The 20,647-nt window shown below is 60.8% G+C and carries 18 protein-coding genes; 13 read left to right on the forward strand and 5 right to left on the reverse strand.

What is annotated here, in order from left to right; translation table 11 throughout:
- Window positions 1-52 precede the first annotated feature (52 nt).
- Both PMI21_RS13025 and PMI21_RS29725 read left to right on the forward strand, forming a co-directional pair.
- Window positions 53-958: a LysR family transcriptional regulator gene (locus PMI21_RS13025; RefSeq protein WP_202948787.1), complete on the forward strand. Its 906-nt coding sequence runs from the start codon at window positions 53-55 to the stop codon at window positions 956-958.
- Window positions 959-1,087: 129 nt separating this feature from the next.
- Window positions 1,088-1,264, forward strand: a complete 177-nt coding sequence (locus PMI21_RS29725) for a hypothetical protein (RefSeq protein ID WP_007938859.1) — start codon at window positions 1,088-1,090, stop codon at window positions 1,262-1,264.
- A gap of 9 nt (window positions 1,265-1,273) precedes the next feature.
- Here PMI21_RS29725 and PMI21_RS13020 read toward each other — a convergent pair whose 3' ends face one another.
- Window positions 1,274-2,185, reverse strand: coding sequence for a helix-turn-helix domain-containing protein (locus PMI21_RS13020; RefSeq protein ID WP_007938860.1), 912 nt, complete (start codon window positions 2,183-2,185; stop codon window positions 1,274-1,276).
- A gap of 179 nt (window positions 2,186-2,364) precedes the next feature.
- On the opposite strand from PMI21_RS13020, the gene pobA reads away from it, so the two are divergent.
- Both pobA and PMI21_RS13010 read left to right on the forward strand, forming a co-directional pair.
- On the forward strand, window positions 2,365-3,558 hold the full coding sequence (gene pobA / locus PMI21_RS13015; RefSeq protein WP_007938861.1) for a 4-hydroxybenzoate 3-monooxygenase: 1,194 nt from the start codon (window positions 2,365-2,367) through the stop codon (window positions 3,556-3,558).
- Between the two features lie 77 nt (window positions 3,559-3,635).
- Window positions 3,636-5,153, forward strand: a complete 1,518-nt coding sequence (locus tag PMI21_RS13010; protein ID WP_007938862.1) for an MDR family MFS transporter — start codon at window positions 3,636-3,638, stop codon at window positions 5,151-5,153.
- A gap of 127 nt (window positions 5,154-5,280) precedes the next feature.
- On the opposite strand, the gene PMI21_RS13005 is transcribed toward PMI21_RS13010, so the two are convergent.
- From PMI21_RS13005 to PMI21_RS12990, 4 genes are all read right to left on the reverse strand, one after another.
- The gene (locus tag PMI21_RS13005) at window positions 5,281-6,129 is read right to left on the reverse strand and encodes a cache domain-containing protein (protein WP_007938863.1); all 849 of its coding nucleotides are present in this window, start codon (window positions 6,127-6,129) and stop codon (window positions 5,281-5,283) included.
- A gap of 240 nt (window positions 6,130-6,369) precedes the next feature.
- The gene (locus PMI21_RS13000; protein ID WP_007938864.1) at window positions 6,370-7,236 is read right to left on the reverse strand and encodes a hypothetical protein; all 867 of its coding nucleotides are present in this window, start codon (window positions 7,234-7,236) and stop codon (window positions 6,370-6,372) included.
- A gap of 116 nt (window positions 7,237-7,352) precedes the next feature.
- Window positions 7,353-8,345, reverse strand: a complete 993-nt coding sequence (locus tag PMI21_RS12995; RefSeq protein WP_007938866.1) for an NAD-dependent epimerase/dehydratase family protein — start codon at window positions 8,343-8,345, stop codon at window positions 7,353-7,355.
- A gap of 68 nt (window positions 8,346-8,413) precedes the next feature.
- Window positions 8,414-9,307: a LysR family transcriptional regulator ArgP gene (locus tag PMI21_RS12990; protein WP_007938868.1), complete on the reverse strand. Its 894-nt coding sequence runs from the start codon at window positions 9,305-9,307 to the stop codon at window positions 8,414-8,416.
- 96 nt (window positions 9,308-9,403) lie between these two features.
- On the opposite strand from PMI21_RS12990, the gene PMI21_RS12985 reads away from it, so the two are divergent.
- From PMI21_RS12985 to PMI21_RS12945, 9 genes are all read left to right on the forward strand, one after another.
- Window positions 9,404-9,805, forward strand: a complete 402-nt coding sequence (locus PMI21_RS12985; protein ID WP_007938870.1) for an ACT domain-containing protein — start codon at window positions 9,404-9,406, stop codon at window positions 9,803-9,805.
- Window positions 9,806-9,812: 7 nt separating this feature from the next.
- Window positions 9,813-10,415, forward strand: coding sequence for a LysE/ArgO family amino acid transporter (locus tag PMI21_RS12980; RefSeq protein ID WP_007938875.1), 603 nt, complete (start codon window positions 9,813-9,815; stop codon window positions 10,413-10,415).
- A gap of 440 nt (window positions 10,416-10,855) precedes the next feature.
- Complete coding sequence (locus PMI21_RS12975; RefSeq protein WP_007938876.1) at window positions 10,856-11,452, forward strand: superoxide dismutase; 597 nt, start codon at window positions 10,856-10,858, stop codon at window positions 11,450-11,452.
- Window positions 11,453-11,796: 344 nt separating this feature from the next.
- Window positions 11,797-13,848 (forward strand): putative bifunctional diguanylate cyclase/phosphodiesterase, encoded by a 2,052-nt coding sequence (locus PMI21_RS12970; protein WP_007938877.1) that lies wholly within the window; start codon window positions 11,797-11,799, stop codon window positions 13,846-13,848.
- Window positions 13,849-14,054: 206 nt separating this feature from the next.
- The gene (locus PMI21_RS12965) at window positions 14,055-15,398 is read left to right on the forward strand and encodes an imelysin family protein (RefSeq protein ID WP_007938878.1); all 1,344 of its coding nucleotides are present in this window, start codon (window positions 14,055-14,057) and stop codon (window positions 15,396-15,398) included.
- Between the two features lie 254 nt (window positions 15,399-15,652).
- Entirely contained in the window at window positions 15,653-17,080 is a 1,428-nt protein-coding gene (locus PMI21_RS12960) for a di-heme oxidoreductase family protein (RefSeq protein ID WP_007938879.1), read from the forward strand.
- Window positions 17,081-17,107: 27 nt separating this feature from the next.
- On the forward strand, window positions 17,108-18,172 hold the full coding sequence (locus PMI21_RS12955) for an imelysin family protein (protein WP_007938880.1): 1,065 nt from the start codon (window positions 17,108-17,110) through the stop codon (window positions 18,170-18,172).
- A 14-nt stretch (window positions 18,173-18,186) separates the two neighbouring features.
- On the forward strand, window positions 18,187-19,284 hold the full coding sequence (locus tag PMI21_RS12950) for a DUF1513 domain-containing protein (RefSeq protein ID WP_007938881.1): 1,098 nt from the start codon (window positions 18,187-18,189) through the stop codon (window positions 19,282-19,284).
- 206 nt (window positions 19,285-19,490) lie between these two features.
- Window positions 19,491-20,639, forward strand: coding sequence for an efflux RND transporter periplasmic adaptor subunit (locus PMI21_RS12945; RefSeq protein WP_007938883.1), 1,149 nt, complete (start codon window positions 19,491-19,493; stop codon window positions 20,637-20,639).
- Window positions 20,640-20,647: the final 8 nt, after the last annotated feature.

Below are 20,647 nucleotides of genomic sequence, written 5' to 3' on the forward strand. Positions count from 1 at the left end.
ATACAAAAAATGCGATGCTTGAACATAGTTTGTTTCTGAAAGCGGGCAAATCATGGATCGTCTACAAGCAATGCGGGTGTTCGTTACGGTGGTGGATCTGGGTAGCCAATCGGCCGCCGCCGATCACCTGGACCTGTCACGGCCGGTGGTCTCACGGTATCTGGCGGAGCTGGAGGATTGGGTCGGTGCGCGCCTGATGCACCGCACCACGCGCAAATTGAGCCTGACCGCCGCCGGCAGCGAAATCCTGCCCCGCTGCCGGCAGATGCTCGATTTATCCAGCGACATGCAAGCCGCTGTCAGCGAGCCGGACGACGCACCGCGCGGCCTGCTGCGGATCAGCGTCAGCACCTCGTTCGGCCAGGCACAACTGGCGGACGCAATGGCGGCCTACGTCAAACGCTACCCCGGCGTGAGCATCGACCTGCAGATGCTCGACCGCACGGTGAACCTGGTGGATGAGCGCATCGACCTGGCCATCCGCACCAGCAACGACCTGGACCCGAACCTGATCGCCCGGCGGCTGACGGTCTGCCGCTCGGTGATCTGCGCCTCCCCCGCTTACCTGCGCGAGCACCCGGCGCCGCAGCGGGTCGAAGACCTGAGCCTGCACAATTGCCTGACCCACTTCTACTTCGGCAAAAGCCTCTGGCATTTCGAGCAGGACGGCGAACCGGTCTCGGTGCCGGTACAGGGCAACATCAGCGCCAACGAAGCCAGCACGCTATTGCGCGCGGCAATGGCCGGAGCCGGTGTGGCGATGCTGCCCAGTTACCAGGCCGGCGTGCATATCCACAGCGGCGAACTGATCCGCCTGCTGCCCCAGGCCGAGCCCCGGCAGATGAACATCTATGCGGTGTATGCCTCACGCAAGCACATGCCGGTGGCGCTGCGCAGCATGCTGGATTTTCTGGTGCTCAGATTTCCGGAAGAACCGGCATGGGATGTGGGCCTCTAACCGGACCAATGTGGGAGCATCAATGTTCTGAATATCGTGTTAAACGCGAGGGTGGTTTTGATGGCAACTCACCGGCGCTGACCTATGCTCAAAGCAGTACCCAAGGGTATTCGTTCAGAGGTCAACGCCATGAACATCAAAACAAGAAGATACCTCGCCATTTTTATCACTTGCGCGGCGACGCTGGCGCTGTATGGCACGGCCGCCTGGCGTGTCGAGCAGTTGCGAAAAGTGCCCCGTGACTTCGCGAGCTGCAACTTCGAGCGCTGCATCCCCCACAACGCAAGCCTCAACGCCCTCCGGTAACGAAGGGGGTCAGGCCTCGCTCTTCTGATCGGCAGCGTCCTGATCGGCCTTCAAGCGGTCGCGAAAAGCCTTGGGCGAGATCCCCACCCGACGCCGGAACAGGCGTGTGAAGTTGGTCGGATCGGAAAACCCCAGCACGTCGGACATTTCATAAATGGTCATGCTGGTGTAGGTCAGCAAGCGCTTGGCCTCCAGCAATTGACGCTCGTGCATGATCTGCAACGCCGGTTGCCCAGCCAGTTCGCGGCACGTGCCGTTGAGGTGGGACACAGAAATCCCCAGCCGATGGGCCAGGTCCTCGACCTTGACGTGCTGGCGATAGGTCTCCTCCACCAGTTGGATAAAACCGTTGAGGTATTCCCGAGCCCGTTGTGGACGCTGATTGGCAGCGCGGCGCTGAATCACCTGGCGGCTGACCCACACCATGATCACGCTGACCAGCGAATGCATGAGCATTTCCCGCGCCGGTTGATGACCGGTGTATTCGCTTTGCAGTGCTGAAAACAGGCTGTTGAGGTACTCGCCGTCCTTGCCCGCCGGGTAGCTTTCGGCCTGGGCCAGGGCGTTCACCGAATTACCCAGTTGCGCCTGAAGATGGGCGACCAGCGGCGCGGCCAGGGTGACGACGAACCCTTCGACGTCCTCGGAAAACCGATAACCATGCACCGATAACGGCGGCAGAATGATGATTGCCGGCTCAGCCAATTGTGAGCGTTTCCCTTCGATCTCAAGCTCTGCCTGACCTTTGAAGACGAAGAGCAACTGACACAAATCAGCGTGGCGATGGGGTTTTATTTCCCATTGATGTTCGCGGCTGCGTTTTGAAATGGTTTCACAGTGGAGCAAATCGGGGGTCGGCCAATCCAGGCTTTCACCGTAGAGTTTGAACACCGGAATCGATGGCAGGGCGGGCTTGTTCATCACTTCAATCCAGGCCTCGAGGGTAACGGGGCGATAATCGCACCGATTGGCAGAATGTACAGGTATCGGCTCAGTTTTCACCTTCAATTGACAGACCCGCAAGTGAAAAATGCAAGCACTCGATCCATAAAAATCATCCACCGGCCTTGGTCGCGCGGAGCTTGCGAGTCATAAAAACAATGAAAACACTAAGAACCCAAGTCGCCATCATCGGCGCCGGCCCCTCTGGTTTGCTACTCGGCCAATTGCTGCATAACGCCGGCATCGACACCCTGATTCTCGAACGCCAGACCCCGGATTATGTGCTGGGACGCATCCGTGCCGGTGTCCTCGAACAAGGCATGGTAGAGCTGTTGCGTCAGGCCGGGGTGGGCCAGCGCATGGACGCCGAAGGGCTGGTCCATACAGGCTTCGAACTGGCCCTGGACGGGCGCCGGGTACACATCGATCTGCAGGCGCTGACCGGCGGCAAAACCGTGATGGTGTATGGCCAGACCGAGGTCACCCGCGACCTGATGGCCGCTCGTCGGGACGCCGGCGCGCAGACAATTTATGCAGCCGGCAACGTCGTCCCCCACGGCATGAAAACCGCTGAACCCTATGTCACCTTCGACAAGGACGGCGAAACGTATCGACTCGATTGTGACTACATCGCCGGTTGCGACGGTTTCCATGGCGTGGCGCGGCAGTCGATCCCTGCCGACTGCCTGAAGGTGTTCGAGCGGGTGTATCCGTTCGGCTGGCTGGGGATTCTCGCCGACACCCCGCCGGTGCACGAGGAGTTGGTCTACGCGCGGCATGAACGGGGCTTTGCGTTGTGCAGCATGCGTTCGCCGACACGTACCCGTTATTACCTTCAGGTGCCGGCCCAGGATCAGGTCGAGGACTGGTCCGACCAACGCTTCTGGGACGAACTCAAATCCCGTCTGCCGGCCGCCCTCGCTGATGTGCTGGTGACCGGCCCGTCAATCGAGAAAAGCATCGCGCCGCTGCGCAGTTTCGTGGTCGAGCCGATGCAGTACGGGCGGATGTTCCTGGTCGGCGACGCCGCGCACATCGTCCCGCCCACCGGTGCCAAGGGCCTGAACCTGGCGGCCAGCGACGTCAGTACGTTGTTCAATATTCTGCTGAAGGTTTACCGCGAAGGCCGTGTTGATTTGCTGGAGAAGTATTCCGAAGTCTGTCTGCGGCGGGTGTGGAAAGCCGAACGGTTTTCCTGGTGGATGACTTCGATGTTGCATCGCTTCGACGAGCACGACGCTTTCAGCCAGCGCATCAGCGAGTCGGAGCTGGCCTACTTCGTTGACTCCGAGGCCGGGCGAAAAACCATCGCGGAAAACTACGTTGGCCTTCCATACGAGGCTATCGAATAGCCTGCTATCGACTTACACTGGCGAGCATTCCCGCTCGCCTGCCTCTTGCGGGTCAATCACTGCCCGCAGGTTTACCCGTGACCAATCTCAACCGCCCTGAAACGCCCAAACCGGCCATCCGCAGCGTGCTGATCGCCCTGATGCTGGCGATCTTTCTGGGTGCGCTGGACCAGACCATCGTCGCGGTGTCGATGCCGGCGATTTCCGCGCAATTCAAGGACGTCAGCCTGCTGGCCTGGGTCATTTCCGGCTACATGGTGGCGATGACCGTGGCAGTGCCGATCTACGGCAAGCTCGGCGATCTGTATGGCCGCCGCCGGTTGATGCTGTTCGGAATGGGCTTGTTCACCCTGGCGTCATTGTTCTGCGGCATGGCGCAAAGCATGGAGCAATTGGTACTGGCGCGGATCTTTCAAGGCATCGGCGCCGGCGGGATGATTTCGGTGAGCCAGGCGATCATCGGCGACATCGTTCCACCGCGCGAACGCGGTCGCTATCAGGGTTACTTCAGCAGCATGTACGCGGTGGCCAGCGTGGCCGGCCCGGTACTCGGTGGCTACATGACCGAATACCTGTCCTGGCGCTGGGTGTTTCTGATCAATCTTCCGTTGGGCCTGGGGGCGTGGCTGGTGGCCTACCACACGCTGGTGGGCCTGCCGGTGCCGCAGCGCAAGCCGATCATCGACTACCTCGGTACGTTGCTGATGATCATTGGCCTGACGGCGTTGTTGCTGGGCATCACTCAGGTTGGCCAGGGGCATTCGTGGTGCAGTGCCGAAGTGGCGGGTTTGCTCGGTTGTGCGGTGGTGGTGCTGGCCGTGTTCGTCTGGCATGAACGGCGGGCGCGGGAACCGTTGCTGCCGATGCATTTGTTCGCCAACCGCAATGCGATCTTTTGCTGGTGCACGATTTTCTTCACCAGTTTCCAGGCGATCTCTCTGATCGTGCTGATGCCGCTGCGCTTCCAGAGCGTCACCGGCGCCGGCGCCGACAGCGCTGCGCTGCATCTGTTGCCGCTGGCCATGGGCTTGCCGATAGGCGCGTATTTCGCCGGGCGCAGGACTTCGGTGACCGGTCGTTACAAACCGATGATTTTGACTGGCGCGCTGCTCATGCCGTTGTCGATTCTCGGCATGGCGTTCAGTGCGCCGCAGGCATTTGTGCTGAGCAGCCTGTTCATGTTGCTCTGCGGGATCGCTGGCGGCATGCAGTTCCCGACGTCGTTGGTGGGCACGCAAAATTCGGTGGATCAACGGGACATTGGCGTTGCCACCAGCACCACCAATCTGTTCCGCGCTCTGGGCGGTGCAGTGGGCGTGGCATTGATGTCGGCGCTGTTGCTGGCGTTGTTGCAGGACTCCAGTTTCGCGCACCTGGCCGGCTCGTCGCTGATTGCCGAGGGCCGTTCGGGGAATGTCTTGCTCGATGGTTTGAACGCCGCGCCGGGGGATGCGCAAAACGCCTTGCGCGCCGAGTTGCTGCTGACCTTCAGGCATTTGCTGATGGTCAGCGCGGCGGTGTCGCTGCTGGGGCTGGCGGCGGCGATTGCCATGCCGAACAGGCTGTTGCGTGGGCGGGAAGACAAGGTCCGCTAACCCCTCCGACCGATCGTTCCCACGCTCTGCGTGGGAATGCAGCCAGGACGCTCTGCGTCCCATTGGAACGCGGAGCGTCCCTTGAGGCATTCCCACGCAGAGCGTGGGAACGATCAGTGTCTACCGATCAAGGGCTGTAATACCCCACCGCCACCAGAAAATGCCCGACCTTTTTCAGGTAGGCATGCTTGTCTTCGACCTTGCCGGTTACCGGGTTTTTCCAGCGGTATTCGTATTCGCCGTCATCCTGTTTGGCCATCAGCCCCAGGATCGGCTCGCCCACCGGTTTGCCTTCCGGGTCCTTGATCTTGCCGAAGTCGGTGTTGATCAGTCGCAGATTGGTGCCGTGGGCGACATAACGCCGAGTGTCCAGGTCGACGACAAACACGTACAGGTCATCCTGCAAGTAACCGCCCTTGAGAGTGTTGACCGCCGTGAGCGTGCCCTTCTCGTTTTTAGCCAGGTCGACCGCTGCTTTATCCAGCAACGCTTGCGCCTGTTGCGGCGAGGCCCGTGGCAGGTAGTAACCGACCGCCAGAATCCGCTGGCCGATGCGCTGATAGAACACATGTTTGCGTTCGACCTTACCGTCGGCCCAGTTCTGCCAACGGTATTCGGCTTGCTGAATGCCGTTGCCCTCCGGCACTTTCAAGGCGTCCTTGAAGGCTTTCTGCACATCCGGCCCGAGCACCTCGGACACATCACGACCGATCAACGCCGAAGACGGCCCGCCGCTGGCGAGCATCACGCCCTTGGTATCGACCACGAAGACATAACGATCCTTGTCGACAAACTCGCCCTGACGGCTGAAGGCCGCGAAAGCCTTGTCGCCCTGCTCGTGGTAGTAGGCCAGGGCTTTTTCCAGCAAGGCTTTGGCGGCCTGGCTGTCATCTTTTTCCGTCGTGGCGGCGTGAACCGGCCCCAGGCACAGCAACAGCATCCCGCCCAGCCAGGCCAGCTTGCGAAGAACCCCCATGGCGCATCCCCCGTTCTTATTAGTGTTTCAAGAGCGTAGACGGCCTGGGGCTATGTATGAATATTCAGGAAAGCACAGGTCTCGACCTGTAGCAGCTGCCGAGCCTGCGAGGTTGCGTTCGGCTGCGCAGCAGTCGTAATCCAGACACCGCGGTTTGTCTGATACAACTTGGTGTCTGATTTCACGACTGCTTCGCAGCCGAACGCAGGCTGCGCCAGCTGCTACGGGGATCTGTGTGACTTAAGGCCGGGCGTTCAGCTGTTGTTGCAGGTTCTGGATCTGCGCCTGCAGGGTGTTGATGTTGCGGGTGACCTGGCCGCGGAAGGCATCGAACTCGGCGGTATTGTTGCCACCTTGCGCTGCGGCCGGGCGGTTGTCCTGTTGGCTTTTGAGCACAATCATGTCTTGCTCCAGGCGCTCGACGGCGGCGCTCGGGTTGCCTTGCCGCTTCAGCGCAGCGATGTCGGCGCCAAGGCTTTTGAGTTGGGCGTCGACCTTGCTGGTATCGGCCGGTGCGCTCTTCAACGCGGCCAGTTCGCCACTCAAGGCTTTGACCTGGGCCTGCAACTGGGCATTGGCGGCTTGTTGTTCGGTGGCCTGCGTGGTCATTTGCGCCAGGCGCTTGTCCAGATCGGAGGTCTGGCCGAGCACGCCTTGCTGCTGTTTGCTCTGATCCTGGAGTTTGCTTTCCAGCTGTTTGCTCTGGTCCTGGAGTTTGCCTTCCAGTTGTTTGATTTGCAGCTTCAACGCTTCACTGCCGGTGTTGACCGTGGACTGGCTGGCCACCACCTTGCCGGAAATGTCCTGCAAGCGCCCCGCCGCTTCCTCACTGATACGGGCGAAGCTTTCCTGGGTCGCCACCAGTTGTTGTTCCATCAGCGAAATCTGCTGAAAACTCCACCAGGCAAGGCCGGCGAAGGCAAAGAACAACGCGCCGACCAACGCCCACAGCGGGCCGGTGCTCGGGCCTTTGACCTTGACGACCGGTGTGGTGCGCGAATGCACGGAAGTGCGCGCGGTGGTCGGAAAATCGTCGTCATCGAGGCTGTCGGCACGCAGGCTCGGTACATCGTCGAAGTCGTCGTTGGCATCGTTACGCATGGACATTGAGTCAACCTTTGTAAAACGCGGTGATGGCTTGATGCGGCGAAGTATAACTCCCGCTGGCACACCGGTTGACCCTGAACCCCGAACTCGGTTCAGTAGGGGGCAGCCCTTGTGTGTCAGCGAATGTCCTGAGCCTTCCACCAGGCGCAAAATTCATCGAGAGCGGTCCAGAGGCTGACTTTCGGATCGTAGTCCAGATAATGCCGGGCGCGACTGATGTCCAGGGTGAAATTTTTGTTCATTACCTGCATGCCCAGCCGCGACAGGGTCGGCTCGGGACGCCCCGGCCACAGCTTGCAAACGGCCTCGTTGAGCGCCGCAAGGCTGTAGGCCAAGCCGTAGGAACGGTAACGGGTAACCTGTGGGACATCCATGTTGCGCATCACGTAATTGACCACATCCCACAACGGCACCGGTGCTCCGTTGCTGATGTTGTAGGCCTTGCCCAAGGCCGAACCGCTGGCCAGCAAGCTGCTGAACAACGCTTCATTGAGGTTTTGCACACTGGTGAAGTCAACCTTGTTCAGGCCATTGCCGATAATCGCCAACCGCCCTTTGCGCTGCATCTTCAGCAATCTGGGGAAAATGCTCATGTCGCCGGCGCCCGTCACGAAACGCGGGCGCAGGGCCAGGGTTTCGAGGCCGAACTCCTGCGCACCGAAGACTTTTTGCTCGGCCAGGTATTTGGTCGCGGCGTAGGGATGTTTGAAGCGCTTGGGCACCTGGTCTTCGGTCAACCCCAGATGATCGCGGCCATCAAAGTAAATCGATGGCGACGACAAGTGCACCAGGCGCCGCACCCGTTGTTTCAGGCAGGCCTCGACCACGTTCTCGGTGACCTCGACGTTGCCTTGATGGAAGTCCTGATACCGCCCCCACAAACCGACAGCACCGGCGCAATGGACCACGGCTTCGACGTCGGAGCACAGGTCGCGCGCCAGTTGCGGGTCGCTCAAGTCGCCCTGGATGAACTCGGCACCACGGCGCACCAAATGCTCGACGCTCTCGGCCCGGCGACCGTTGACCCGCACGTCCAGGCCCTGCTCCAGGGCGAAACGCGCAAAACGTCCGCCAATGAAGCCGCTTGCGCCGGTGACCAGAATCTTCATGTATTGCTCCGAATATTTCGTTTTGCGTTTTGCATATTGCGTAAGGCGTGAGGTCTTGACGCCAGCCGTCAGTCCAACGGCACCAGCCATTGCTTCGACGAGCGCACCAATTGATCGGTGAGTAACCCCAACAGCTGACCGCCATTGCGCCAATGATGCCAGTACAGCGGCACATCGATCGGCTTATCTGGCAAAAGCTCCACCAATTGGCCGCGCGCCAATTGCTCGCGCACCTGCAATTCAGGCACCAGGCCCCAGCCAAGCCCCGCTTCCGTGAGACGAAGAAACCCTTCGGAAGACGGGCATAAATGGTGTTCGAAACCGCCATTCACGCCTACTGACGCAAGGTAACGATGCTGCAGGAAATCGTCCGGGCCAAATACCAGCGCCGGGGTTCTGGCCAACTGATCGGCGCGCACGCCTTCGGGGAAATGCCGGGCAATGAATGCCGGGCTGGCCAGCGCACGGTAGCGCATCGCCCCCAACAACACGCTGCGCGCGCCGGCCACCGGCCGCTCACTGGCGCAGAGGCATCCCGCCACTTCACCAGCGCGCATGCGTTTTAGGCCGACGGTCTGATCCTCCACCACCAGGTCGAGCAATAGATGCTCCTGCGCGCAAAAGTCCCCCACCGCCGCAGCCCACCAAGTGGCCAGGCTGTCAGCATTCAGCGCGATACGCAGGCGTTCGGGCAGCCCTTCTTCGTCCAGCGCCGGCACCAGACTTTGCAGATCGCGCTCCAGCAATCGCACCTGCTGCACATGGTTGAGCAATCGCCGGCCGATCTCCGTCGGGGCCGGGGGCGTGACCCGCACCAGCACCGGTTGGCCGACCCGCGCCTCGAGCAGTTTGATGCGCTGGGAGATGGCCGATTGGGACAAGCCCAAGACCTGCGCGGCGCGTTCGAATCCGGCCTGCTCGATCACGGCGGCGAGCGCGGACAGTAATTTGTAGTCGAACATCAGTTTTCCTAATGAGCGATCAGTACTATTGGTTTTTCTTATACAGCTTCCCACCGGAGAATGGCCAGCAAGAACTCTTGAACAAGGATCACCGACATGGCTGGCGAAACCTCATTGGCAACCCTGCTGCGCAGCATGAGCCCGCAACTCAACGACGGCGAATACGTGTTCTGCACGTTGCCCGACGGCAAGCTGCCCGCAGGCCTTGAGATTGTCGGCAGCTTTCGCGAGCAGGAAGGGCTGACCGTGATTCTGCAACGTTCCCACGCCGAAAAGGCCGGCTTCAGCTTCGACTACGTCGCTGCCTGGATCACCTTGAACGTGCACTCAGCCCTTGAAGCCGTCGGCCTGACCGCCGCGTTCGCCACGGCACTGGGCCAGGCCGGCATCAGTTGCAATGTGATTGCCGGCTACTACCACGACCATTTGTTCGTCGGCCAGGCCGATGCCGAGCGCGCCCTGCAGGTACTGCGGGATCTGGCGGCCAACGCGGAGTAAAAATCTTATGTGGCAAAGCTATGTGAACGGCCTGTTGGTGGCCGCCGGGCTGATCATGGCGATCGGCACTCAGAATGCGTTTGTGTTGGCGCAGAGCCTTCGACGTGAACATCACCTGCCGGTGGCGGCGCTCTGCGTAACCTGCGATGCGTTGCTGGTAGCCGCCGGGGTGTTCGGCCTGGCGACATTGCTGGCGCAGAACCCAACCCTGTTGGCCATCGCTCGCTGGGGTGGCGCGGCGTTTCTGCTGTGGTATGGCAGCCTTGCGCTGCGTCGGGCCTGCTCGAAACAGAGCCTGCAACAAGGCGAGAACCAGACCGTGCGCTCACTGCGGGCGGTACTGCTCAGCGCTTTGGCGGTGACCCTGCTCAACCCGCACGTCTACCTGGACACCGTGTTGCTGATCGGCTCTCTCGGCGCACAACAGACCGAGCCCGGTGCTTATGTCGTGGGCGCGGCCAGTGCATCATTACTGTGGTTTTTCACCCTGGCCTTTGGCGCAGCGTGGCTGGCACCGTGGTTAGCACGCCCCAGTACCTGGCGAATTCTCGACCTGTTGGTCGCCGTGATGATGTTCACCGTAGCGATTCAACTAGTCATCGCCGGGTGATTTATTGCAAATGGCCAAGGGGATGCCCTCGCTAAATAACGGTCGCGCCGCCCCCCCGTAAAGCGCAAGACTAGGCGTGAGGAGCGAGGTTTGGTGGTCCAAATGAGCGACGAACAACGACGGATTGCGCTTTACGGGGGGACGGCCCTCCGGGTTGGAGCTGTGATCGTGCCAGGCGGCGTTGCGGGACTTGAAGAGGCAGAAAGCATCTTCAGCGTCCCGCGCCTTGCCTGGCACGATCACAGCTCCAACGCGATCCGTCATTTAGCGAGGGCATCCCCTTGAACCTCTATTCCACACAGTTGTTGCGTGGTTATGCCGCACCCCCGGTGCTATGATCCGATCCCTGCGCCGCAAAGAGTACAAACTCCCCGGCGCATGTCTGGCCGCCCGTGATCGGCCTTGCGCTCACCGCAACTGACCTGATTAGGAGAATTATCATGGCTTTCGAATTGCCGCCGCTGCCTTACGCGCACAATGCCCTGCAGCCGCACATTTCAGAGGAAACTCTGCAATACCACCACGACAAGCACCACAACACCTATGTCGTGAACCTGAACAACCTGGTGCCAGGCACCGAGTTCGAAGGCAAGACCCTGGAAGAAATCGTCAAGACTTCCTCGGGCGGTATCTTCAACAACGCCGCTCAGGTCTGGAACCACACTTTCTACTGGAACTGCCTGGCGCCAAACGCCGGCGGTCAACCAACCGGCGCTCTGGCTGATGCCATCAACGCTGCTTTCGGTTCGTTCGACAAGTTCAAGGAAGAGTTCAGCAAAACGTCCATCGGCACCTTCGGTTCCGGTTGGGGCTGGCTGGTGAAAAAGGCTGACGGTTCCCTGGCCCTGGCCAGCACCATCGGCGCCGGCAACCCGCTGACCAGCGGCGATACCCCGCTGCTGACCTGCGACGTCTGGGAACACGCTTACTACATCGACTACCGCAACCTTCGTCCAAAGTACGTCGAAGCGTTCTGGAACCTGGTCAACTGGAAATTCGTGGCTGAGCAGTTCGAAGGCAAAACCTTCACCGCTTAAGCTTCGCGCCAGTCAAGAAACCCGGCTTTTATGCCGGGTTTTTTTATGCCATCGAAAATCCGTACATGGGTGGTGTGCTTTCCCACAACGCGAGCCGCATTCGCCCTCTTGCCCCCACAGCACAGCGGTCTAACATCAACACAAGGAAAAATTGCCTCAACCGCCTCAAGTTGAAGGCCTCGACAACCGACACAGTGTTAATAGGGCAAATACTCCAAACAGCAGCATATCGGCCAAGCTACCGGCAATATCCCCCGGGTTGGATTGTCCCTTTGACTGCCATCACGGGATTGCCAATACTCATGGCAACTTGACGCTACCCGCACGGAACAAGGAATAACCCTTTGAAGCTGGAACTCAAGAACAGCTTGTCGGTGAAGTTACTCCGGGTCGTGCTCCTGTCGGCATTGATCGTCGGCGTGGTCTTGAGCTGCGCACAGATTGTTTTCGATGCCTATAAAACACGTCAGGCGGTTGCCAACGATGCCCAGCGCATCCTCGACATGTTCCGCGATCCCTCCACCCAGGCGGTCTACAGCCTGGACCGGGAAATGGGCATGCAGGTGATCGAAGGCCTGTTCCAGGACGACGCCGTGCGCATGGCCTCCATCGGCCACCCCCACGAAGCCATGCTCGCGCAAAAATCCCGCGAACTGCAGCACTCCCACAGCCGCTGGCTGACCGACCTGATCCTCGGCAAGGAACGCACGTTCACCACCCAACTGGTGGGTCGCGGTCCCTATAGCGAGTACTACGGCGACCTGAGCATTACCCTCGACACCGCCACCTACGGCCAGAGCTTCATCGTCAGCTCGGTGATCATCTTCATCTCTGGCGTATTGCGTGCCCTGGCCATGAGCCTGGTGCTGTATCTGGTTTACCACTGGCTGCTGACCAAGCCGTTGTCGCGGATCATCGAACATCTGACTGAAATCAACCCGGACCGGCCCAGCGCCCACAAGATCCCACAGCTCAAGGGTCATGAGAGAAACGAGCTGGGGGTCTGGATCAACACCGCCAACCAGCTGCTCGAATCCATTGAGCGCAACACTCACCTGCGCCACGAAGCGGAAAACAGCCTGCTGCGCATGGCCCAGTACGACTTCCTCACCGGTCTGCCGAACCGCCAGCAACTGCAGCAACAGCTGGACAAGATCCTCGTCGACGCCGGCAAATTGCAGCGTCGGGTCGCGGTACTGTGTGTCGGGCTCGATGATTTCAAAGGCGTCAACGAACAGTTCAGCTACCAGACCGGCGACCAGTTGCTGCTGGCCCTGGCCGATCGCCTGCGGGCTCACAGTGGCCGCCTCGGCGCCCTCGCCCGCTTGGGTGGCGACCAGTTCGCGCTGGTCCAGGCCGACATCGAACAACCCTACGAAGCTGCCGAACTGGCCCAAAGCATTCTCGATGACCTGGAAGCGGCGTTCGCCCTCGATCATCAGGAAATCCGCCTGCGCGCCACCATCGGCATCACCCTGTTCCCCGAGGACGGTGACAGCACCGAGAAGCTGCTGCAAAAAGCCGAGCAGACCATGACCCTGGCCAAGACGCGCTCGCGCAACCGCTATCAGTTCTATATCGCCAGCGTCGACACGGAAATGCGTCGGCGTCGCGAGCTGGAAAAAGACCTGCGAGACGCCTTGATCCGTGACCAGTTCTACCTCGTCTACCAACCGCAGATCAGCTACCGCGATCATCGCGTGGTAGGTGTCGAGGCGTTGATTCGCTGGCAGCATCCCGAGCATGGGCTGGTGCCGCCGGACCTGTTTATCCCGCTGGCCGAGCAGAACGGCACCATCATCGCCATTGGCGAATGGGTGCTGGACCAGGCCTGCAAACAACTGCGCGAATGGCACGATCAGGGCTTCGTCGACCTGCGCATGGCGGTGAACCTGTCCACCGTGCAATTGCACCACGCCGAGTTGCCGCGGGTGGTCAATAACCTGCTGCAGATCTACCGCCTGCCACCGCGCAGCCTGGAGCTGGAAGTCACCGAAACCGGCCTGATGGAAGACATCAGCACCGCCGCCCAGCACTTGCTGAGCCTGCGTCGTTCCGGCGCGCTGATCGCCATCGACGACTTCGGCACCGGTTATTCGTCATTGAGTTATCTGAAAAGCCTGCCGCTGGACAAGATCAAGATCGACAAGAGCTTCGTTCAGGACCTGCTCGATGACGACGACGATGCGACCATCGTTCGGGCCATCATTCAGCTGGGCAAAAGCCTGGGCATGCAGGTGATTGCCGAAGGCGTGGAAACCGCCGAACAAGAAGCCTACATCATCTCCGAAGGCTGTCACGAAGGTCAGGGCTATCACTACAGCAAACCGCTGCCGGCGCGGGAATTGAGCGTCTACCTCAAGCAGGCCCAGCGCAGTAACGCGGCCATTTTGTAAGGGCAAAAAGATCGCAGCCTCGTTTCACTGTAGGAGCTGTCGAGTGAAACGAGGCTGCGATCTTTTAACGCGCCCCACATCTTTGCGTGAATAAGAAATATTTACAGGCGCAACCCTTTACACATAATGCGAAAGATTTGCATTATGTCGCACTTTTGCGCGCCGCCCGTGCGCGCCCAATCCATCACCGAAGCAGGATGTTCGCCATGATTCGTATGCCTCTGGCCACCGCCAGTCTGCTGGCCATCGCTATTTCCCTCGCCGGTTGCGGCGAAGGCAAAGACAAGGCTGCCGCTCCACAAGCGCCGACCCCGGCTGCCAGCACAGCTGCCCCGGCTGCACCTGCTGCCAGCGCTAAAGTCGACGAAGCCGCCGCCAAGGCTGTGGTCGCGCACTACGCCGACATGGTCTTCGCCGTTTACAGCGATGCCGAATCCACCGCAAAAACCCTGCAAACCGCCGTCGACGCATTCCTCGCCAAGCCGGACGCCGACACCCTCAAAGCCGCCAGGGCTGCCTGGGTAGCGGCCCGCGTGCCTTACCTGCAGAGCGAAGTGTTCCGCTTCGGCAACACCATCATCGACGACTGGGAAGGTCAGGTGAACTCCTGGCCACTGGATGAAGGCTTGATCGACTACGTCGACAAATCCTACGAACACGCACTGGGTAACCCGGGCGCCACCGCCAACATCATCGCCAACACTCAGGTTCAGGTCGGCGAAGACAAGGTCGACGTGAAGGACATCACCCCGGAAAAACTCGCTAGCCTGAACGAGCTGGGCGGTTCCGAGGCCAACGTCGCCACCGGTTACCACGCCATCGAATTCCTGCTCTGGGGCCAGGACCTGAACGGCACCGGCCCTGGCGCCGGCAACCGTCCGGCCTCCGACTACCTGGAAGGCAAAGGCGCTACCGGCGGTCACAACGATCGTCGTCGCGCTTACCTGAAATCCGTGACCCAATTGCTGGTCAACGACCTGGAAGAAATGGTCGGTAACTGGAAGCCGAACGTGGCTGACAACTACCGCGCCACCCTGGAAGCGGAACCGGCTGAATCCGGTCTGCGCAAAATGCTGTTCGGCATGGGCAGCCTGTCCTTGGGCGAACTGGCGGGCGAGCGCATGAAGGTTTCCCTGGAAGCCAACTCCCCGGAAGACGAACAGGATTGCTTCAGCGACAACACCCACAACTCGCACTTCTACGATGCCAAAGGCATTCGTAACGTGTACCTGGGCGAATACACCCGTGTCGACGGCACCAAAATGACCGGCGCCAGCCTGTCGTCCCTGGTGGCCAAGGCCGACCCGGCTGCCGACACCGCGCTGAAAGCCGACCTGGCTGCGACCGAAGCCAAGATCCAGATCATGGTCGATCACGCCAACAAGGGTGAACACTACGATCAACTGATCGCCGCCGGTAACACCGCTGGCAATCAGATCGTGCGCGACGCCATTGCTTCCCTGGTCAAGCAGACCGGTTCGATCGAAGCCGCCGCCGGCAAACTGGGCATCAGCGACCTGAACCCGGACAACGCTGATCACGAGTTCTGATCAACGCTGGCTGAATGAATACAAAGGCGACCTTCGGGTTGCCGATCGTTCCCACGCTCTGCGTGGGAATGCCTCTGGGGACGCTCCGCGTTCCGCTCGTGATGTGTGACGCAAAGCGTCACGGGATGCATTCCCACGCAGAGCGTGGGAACGATCATCTGACACACATCAACCAAACGATAATTCCTCTTATTCAAACTCCCCTGCCCTGTTAGACTTTGCGCCCTTGTTTTGCTCGTCTTGCAGGATATCCGATGCCCTCGCTGCCTCTTCGCTTGTCTGCACTGTTGCTGGCCCTGGGCCTGAGTGCCTGCGATGACGCCCCGCGTTTTACCCAGGCCGAACCCGGTGAAGCCCGGTCCGGTGGCAGCGCGACGGTGCGCAAGACCGATCAGAACGCATTCTCCCTGCCGTCCGCCAATCTGCCGCCGTCACGGCGCGTCGATTTCAGCGTCGGCAACAGCTTCTTTCGCAGCCCCTGGGTGATCGCGCCGTCGACCACCACCGCCCGCGATGGCCTCGGCCCGCTGTTCAACACCAACGCCTGCCAGAACTGCCACATCAAGGACGGGCGCGGTCATCCACCGACGCCCGATGCGCCGAATGCGGTGTCGATGCTGGTGCGCCTGTCGATTCCCAATTCGCCGGCCTACGCCAAAGTCATCGAGCAAATGGGCGTGGTGCCGGAGCCGGTCTACGGCGGCCAGTTCCAGGACATGTCGGTGCCCGGCGTTGCCCCGGAAGGCAAAGTGCGCGTCGATTACACGCCGGTCCCGGTACGCTTCAAGGACGGCAGCGAAATCGAGTTGCGCAAGCCGACCTTGCAGATGACCCAACTCGGCTACGGCCCGATGCACCCCGACACGCGTTTCTCGGCGCGCATTGCACCGCCAATGATTGGCCTGGGCTTGCTTGAAGCGATCCCCGACGAGGCTATCCTGGCCAACGCCGAGGCCCAGGCCCGGGAGAAAAACGGCATCGCCGGGCGACCGAACCGGGTCTGGGACGACGCGCAGCAGAAGACGGTTCTCGGACGATTTGGCTGGAAAGCCGGGCAACCGAACCTCAATCAGCAGAATGTTCACGCGTTCTCTGGTGACATGGGCCTCACGACCAGCCTGAGGCCCATTGATGACTGCACCGACGCACAAACCGCTTGCAAGCAGGCGCCCAACGGCAATGGCCCGGATGGCGAGCCGGAAGTCAGCGACAACATTTTGCGTCTGGTGCTGTTCTACAGCCGTAACCTCGCCGTGCCGGCCCGTCGCGATGTTGGCGCACCGCAGGTGCTGGCCGGCAAGAATCTGTTTTTCCAGGCCGGATGCCAGTCCTGTCACACCCCTCAATACACCACCGCCGCCAACGCCGCGGAACCTGAATTGGCCAATCAAGTGATTCGCCCTTACAGCGATCTGCTGCTGCACGACATGGGCGACGGTCTGGCCGACAATCGCACCGAGTTCCAGGCCAGTGGCCGCGACTGGCGCACGCCGCCGTTGTGGGGCATCGGCCTGACGCAGACGGTCAGCGGCCACACCCAGTTTTTGCATGACGGCCGCGCCCGCAACCTGCTCGAAGCCGTGCTCTGGCATGGCGGCGAAGCAAAAGCGGCGCAGCAACAGGTTTTGTCTTTCAACGCCGAGCAGCGCGCGGCGTTGCTGGCATTTTTGAATTCCCTTTAATACGTATTCCTTCAACGGGAGCCCGACATGTTCCGTCCCAAATTGTTGTTCACCAGCCTTGCCGCCCTCGCCCTGGGCGCCTGCTCGCCCCAGGATCCGCAAGCGGTCACCTCGGCGGCCATCGCCAAGCAAGTGATCCTGCCAACCTACAGCCGCTGGGTTGAAGCCGACCGGCAACTGGCAGTCAGCGCCCTGGCGTTCTGCCAGGGCAAGGAAACCCTGGAAACCGCTCGCGCCGACTTCCTGCACGCGCAGAAAGCCTGGGCCGAGCTGCAACCGCTGCTGATCGGCCCGCTGGCCGAGGGCAACCGTTCGTGGCAGGTGCAGTTCTGGCCGGACAAGAAAAACCTCGTCGGCCGTCAAGTCGAGCAACTGGTCACCGCGCAACCGCAGATCGATGCTGCCGCCCTGGCCAAGTCCAGTGTCGTGGTGCAAGGGCTCTCGGCCTATGAATACATCCTGTTCGACAGCAAGATCGACATGGCCGACAGTGCTCAGAAAGCCAAATACTGCCCGCTGCTGACCGCCATTGGCGAGCGTCAGAAACAACTGGCCGAAGAGATCCTGTCGCGCTGGAACACCAACGACGGCATGCTCGCGCAGTTGAGCAAGTTCCCCAATCAGCGCTACGCCGATTCCCACGAAGCGATCGCCGATCTGCTGCGTGTACAAGTGACCGCGCTGGACACCCTGAAGAAAAAACTCGGCACGCCGATGGGCCGTCAGAGCAAGGGCACGCCACAGCCGTTCCAGGCCGATGCCTGGCGCAGCCAATCGTCGCTCAAAGGCATGGAAGCAAGCCTGACTGCTGCGCAAACCGTCTGGGTGGGTGTCGACAACAAAGGCCTGCGCGGTCTGTTGCCGAGCGAGCAAAAACCGTTGGCCGACAAGATCGACGCGGCCTACGCAGCGGCCCTGAAACTGCTTGCCGGTAACCAGCGCTCGCTGACCGACATGCTCACCGACGATGCCGGTCGCCAACAGCTGAACGACATCTATGACAGCCTCAACGTTGTCCACCGCCTGCACGAAGGCGAACTGGCCAAGGCGCTGGGTATCCAACTGGGCTTCAACGCCAACGACGGTGACTGATGAGGGCAAGTGCCATGCTGCGACGCCAGGCTCTGACGTTAGGGAGTTTGCTGCTGGGTGCGGTGACACTGGGCGGCTGGACGCTGTTCAAGCATAAGGACAAAAGCCCGCTGCTGCTCTCGGCGCGGGACGACGGTGACGGCAAGCACTATGCCGTCGGTTACCGGCTGGACGGCACCCGGGTGTTTGCCACCCAGGTCAGCCAGCGCTGCCATGACATCATCAACCACCCGACACTGTCGATGGCGCTTTTCGTCGCTCGGCGGCCGGGCACCGAGAGCTACCTGATCGACCTGCGCGACGGCACGCTATTGCAAACCGTGGTGTCGCAGCCGAACCGGCACTTCTACGGTCACGCGGTGATTCACCAGAGCGGCGACTGGTTGTACGCCACCGAAAACGACACCTCCGATCCGGGCCGTGGCCTGCTCGGTGTGTATAAATTCGAAGGTGAGCGACTGGTGCACAGCGGCGAAATTTCCACCCACGGCGTCGGTCCGCATCAGGTGTCGTGGATGCCCGATGGCGAGACACTGGTGGTGGCCAACGGCGGCATTCGCACCGAGGCCGAAAGCCGGGTCGAGATGAACCTCAACGCCATGGAACCGAGCCTGGTGCTGATGAAGCGCGACGGCACGCTGTTGAGCAAGGAAACACTGGCCCAGCAGATGAACAGCGTGCGGCACTTGGGTATCGCCAGTGACGGCACCATCGTCGCCGGTCAGCAGTTCATGGGCGATGCTCACGAGTCTTCGGAACTGCTGGCGATCAAGCGTCCGGGCCAACCGTTCGTGGCCTTCCCGGTGCCCGAGCATCAGTTGCAGGCCATGGGGCATTACACCGCCAGCGTGGCCGTGCACAGCGAACTGCGCCTGGTCGCCCTGACCGCGCCGCGGGGCAACCGCTTTTTTATCTGGGACCTGGACAGCGGTGAAGTACGCCTGGATGCACCGCTTCCCGATTGCGCCGGTGTCGGGGCCGTGGCCGATGGTTTTGTCGTGACCTCCGGGCAAGGCCGTTGCCGGTTCTACGATTGCCGCCAGACAAACCTTGTTGCAAAACCGCTGGAATTGCCTGCGGGGCTCTGGGACAACCACCTGCATCTGATCTGACTTCATCCTCCCTTGTAGGAGCGAAGCTTGCTCGCGAACGCGGTGTGTCAGCCAACTAATCTATTGACTGACACACCGCGTTCGCGAGCAAGCTTCGCTCCTACAGAGTTTGCGTCATTCTGTAATAACTGCCAGTTGGAATCCCCCTCACACACGGAGTAATGTTTCCGCCTGTCTCACCTGATTTTCTCCAAGGAAATGGAAATATGCTGCGCCGCCGCATGCTGATCATGTTGGGTGTTGTCCTGCTAATCGTGCTGGTCCTGGCCGGTTACAAAGCCTTCTCCATCTACACGATGATGCAAGGCTTCTCCGTGCCGAAACCGCCGATAAATGTCGCCGTGGCCACGGCCACCGAACGCCCGTGGCAAAGCCGTTTGCCGACGGTCGGCACGCTCACGGCGCTGCAAGGGGTCGATCTGAGCCTGGAGATCGCCGGCACCGTCAAGGAAGTTCAGTTCGAGTCGGGGCAGAAGGTCAAGGCCGGTCAGCCGATCCTGCAACTCGACACCGCCGTGGAAACTGCCCTGCTGGCAACCGCTCAAGCCGACCTGGGGCTGGCACAACTGGATTACGGTCGCGGCAGCCAACTGGTAGGCAGCCAGGCTATTTCCAGAGGCGAGTTCGACCGACTCTCCGCGGTATTGCAAAAGAGCCGTGCCACGGTCAATCAGCTCAAGGCGGCTCTGGAGAGAAAACGCATCCTCGCCCCGTTCAGCGGAACCATCGGCATTCGTCGGGTAGATGTCGGCGACTACGTGGCCAGCGGCACGATGATCGCCACCCTGCAAGACCTCAGCAGCCTCTACGTCGACTTCTTTGTACCCGAACAGGACGTGCCAAAGATCACCCTCGGCCAATCGGTACAGATCATTGTCTCGGCCTACCCGACAGAGACTTTCCCCGGCACCGTCAGCGCGATCAATCCGAAGGTCGAGAGCAGCACCCGCAACGTGCTGGTGCGCGCGACCCTGGCCAACCCCGATGGCAAGCTGCTGCCAGGGATGTTCGCCAGCCTGCAGGTGATGTTGCCCGACCCGCAGCCGCACATCGTCGTGCCGGAAAGCGCGATCACCTACACCCTTTATGGCAACTCGTTGTACGTCGTTGCGCAGAAAAAGGCCGAAGACGGCAGCCTCGAAAAAGACGACAAGGGCGAGCCGGTTCTGATCGCCGAACGACGCTTCGTCGAAACCGGCGAGCGACGCGACGGGATGGTCATGATCATCAAAGGCGTGCAGAACGGCGAAAAAGTGGTCACCGGCGGCCAGCTCAAACTGGACCACGGCGCGCACATCGCCATCAGCGACGACAAGACCCTAGCCGAGAAGAGCAGTCAGCCGCGCGCTGACTGATCAAGGAA

The organism is Pseudomonas sp. GM18 (genome assembly GCF_000282195.1).
GTDB lineage: Bacteria > Pseudomonadota > Gammaproteobacteria > Pseudomonadales > Pseudomonadaceae > Aquipseudomonas.

Coding starts and splice junctions, on each gene's coding strand:
- PMI21_RS13025 (WP_202948787.1), top strand. CDS start 53: ATGGATCGTCTACAAGCAATGCGGGTGTTCGTTACGGTGGTGGATCTG.
- PMI21_RS29725 (WP_007938859.1), top strand. CDS start 1,088: ATGAACATCAAAACAAGAAGATACCTCGCCATTTTTATCACTTGCGCG.
- PMI21_RS13020 (WP_007938860.1), bottom strand. CDS start 2,185: ATGAACAAGCCCGCCCTGCCATCGATTCCGGTGTTCAAACTCTACGGT.
- pobA (WP_007938861.1), top strand. CDS start 2,365: ATGAAAACACTAAGAACCCAAGTCGCCATCATCGGCGCCGGCCCCTCT.
- PMI21_RS13005 (WP_007938863.1), bottom strand. CDS start 6,129: ATGGGGGTTCTTCGCAAGCTGGCCTGGCTGGGCGGGATGCTGTTGCTG.
- PMI21_RS13000 (WP_007938864.1), bottom strand. CDS start 7,236: ATGTCCATGCGTAACGATGCCAACGACGACTTCGACGATGTACCGAGC.
- PMI21_RS12995 (WP_007938866.1), bottom strand. CDS start 8,345: ATGAAGATTCTGGTCACCGGCGCAAGCGGCTTCATTGGCGGACGTTTT.
- PMI21_RS12990 (WP_007938868.1), bottom strand. CDS start 9,307: ATGTTCGACTACAAATTACTGTCCGCGCTCGCCGCCGTGATCGAGCAG.
- PMI21_RS12985 (WP_007938870.1), top strand. CDS start 9,404: ATGGCTGGCGAAACCTCATTGGCAACCCTGCTGCGCAGCATGAGCCCG.
- PMI21_RS12980 (WP_007938875.1), top strand. CDS start 9,813: ATGTGGCAAAGCTATGTGAACGGCCTGTTGGTGGCCGCCGGGCTGATC.
- PMI21_RS12975 (WP_007938876.1), top strand. CDS start 10,856: ATGGCTTTCGAATTGCCGCCGCTGCCTTACGCGCACAATGCCCTGCAG.
- PMI21_RS12965 (WP_007938878.1), top strand. CDS start 14,055: ATGATTCGTATGCCTCTGGCCACCGCCAGTCTGCTGGCCATCGCTATT.
- PMI21_RS12960 (WP_007938879.1), top strand. CDS start 15,653: ATGCCCTCGCTGCCTCTTCGCTTGTCTGCACTGTTGCTGGCCCTGGGC.
- PMI21_RS12955 (WP_007938880.1), top strand. CDS start 17,108: ATGTTCCGTCCCAAATTGTTGTTCACCAGCCTTGCCGCCCTCGCCCTG.
- PMI21_RS12950 (WP_007938881.1), top strand. CDS start 18,187: ATGCTGCGACGCCAGGCTCTGACGTTAGGGAGTTTGCTGCTGGGTGCG.
- PMI21_RS12945 (WP_007938883.1), top strand. CDS start 19,491: ATGCTGCGCCGCCGCATGCTGATCATGTTGGGTGTTGTCCTGCTAATC.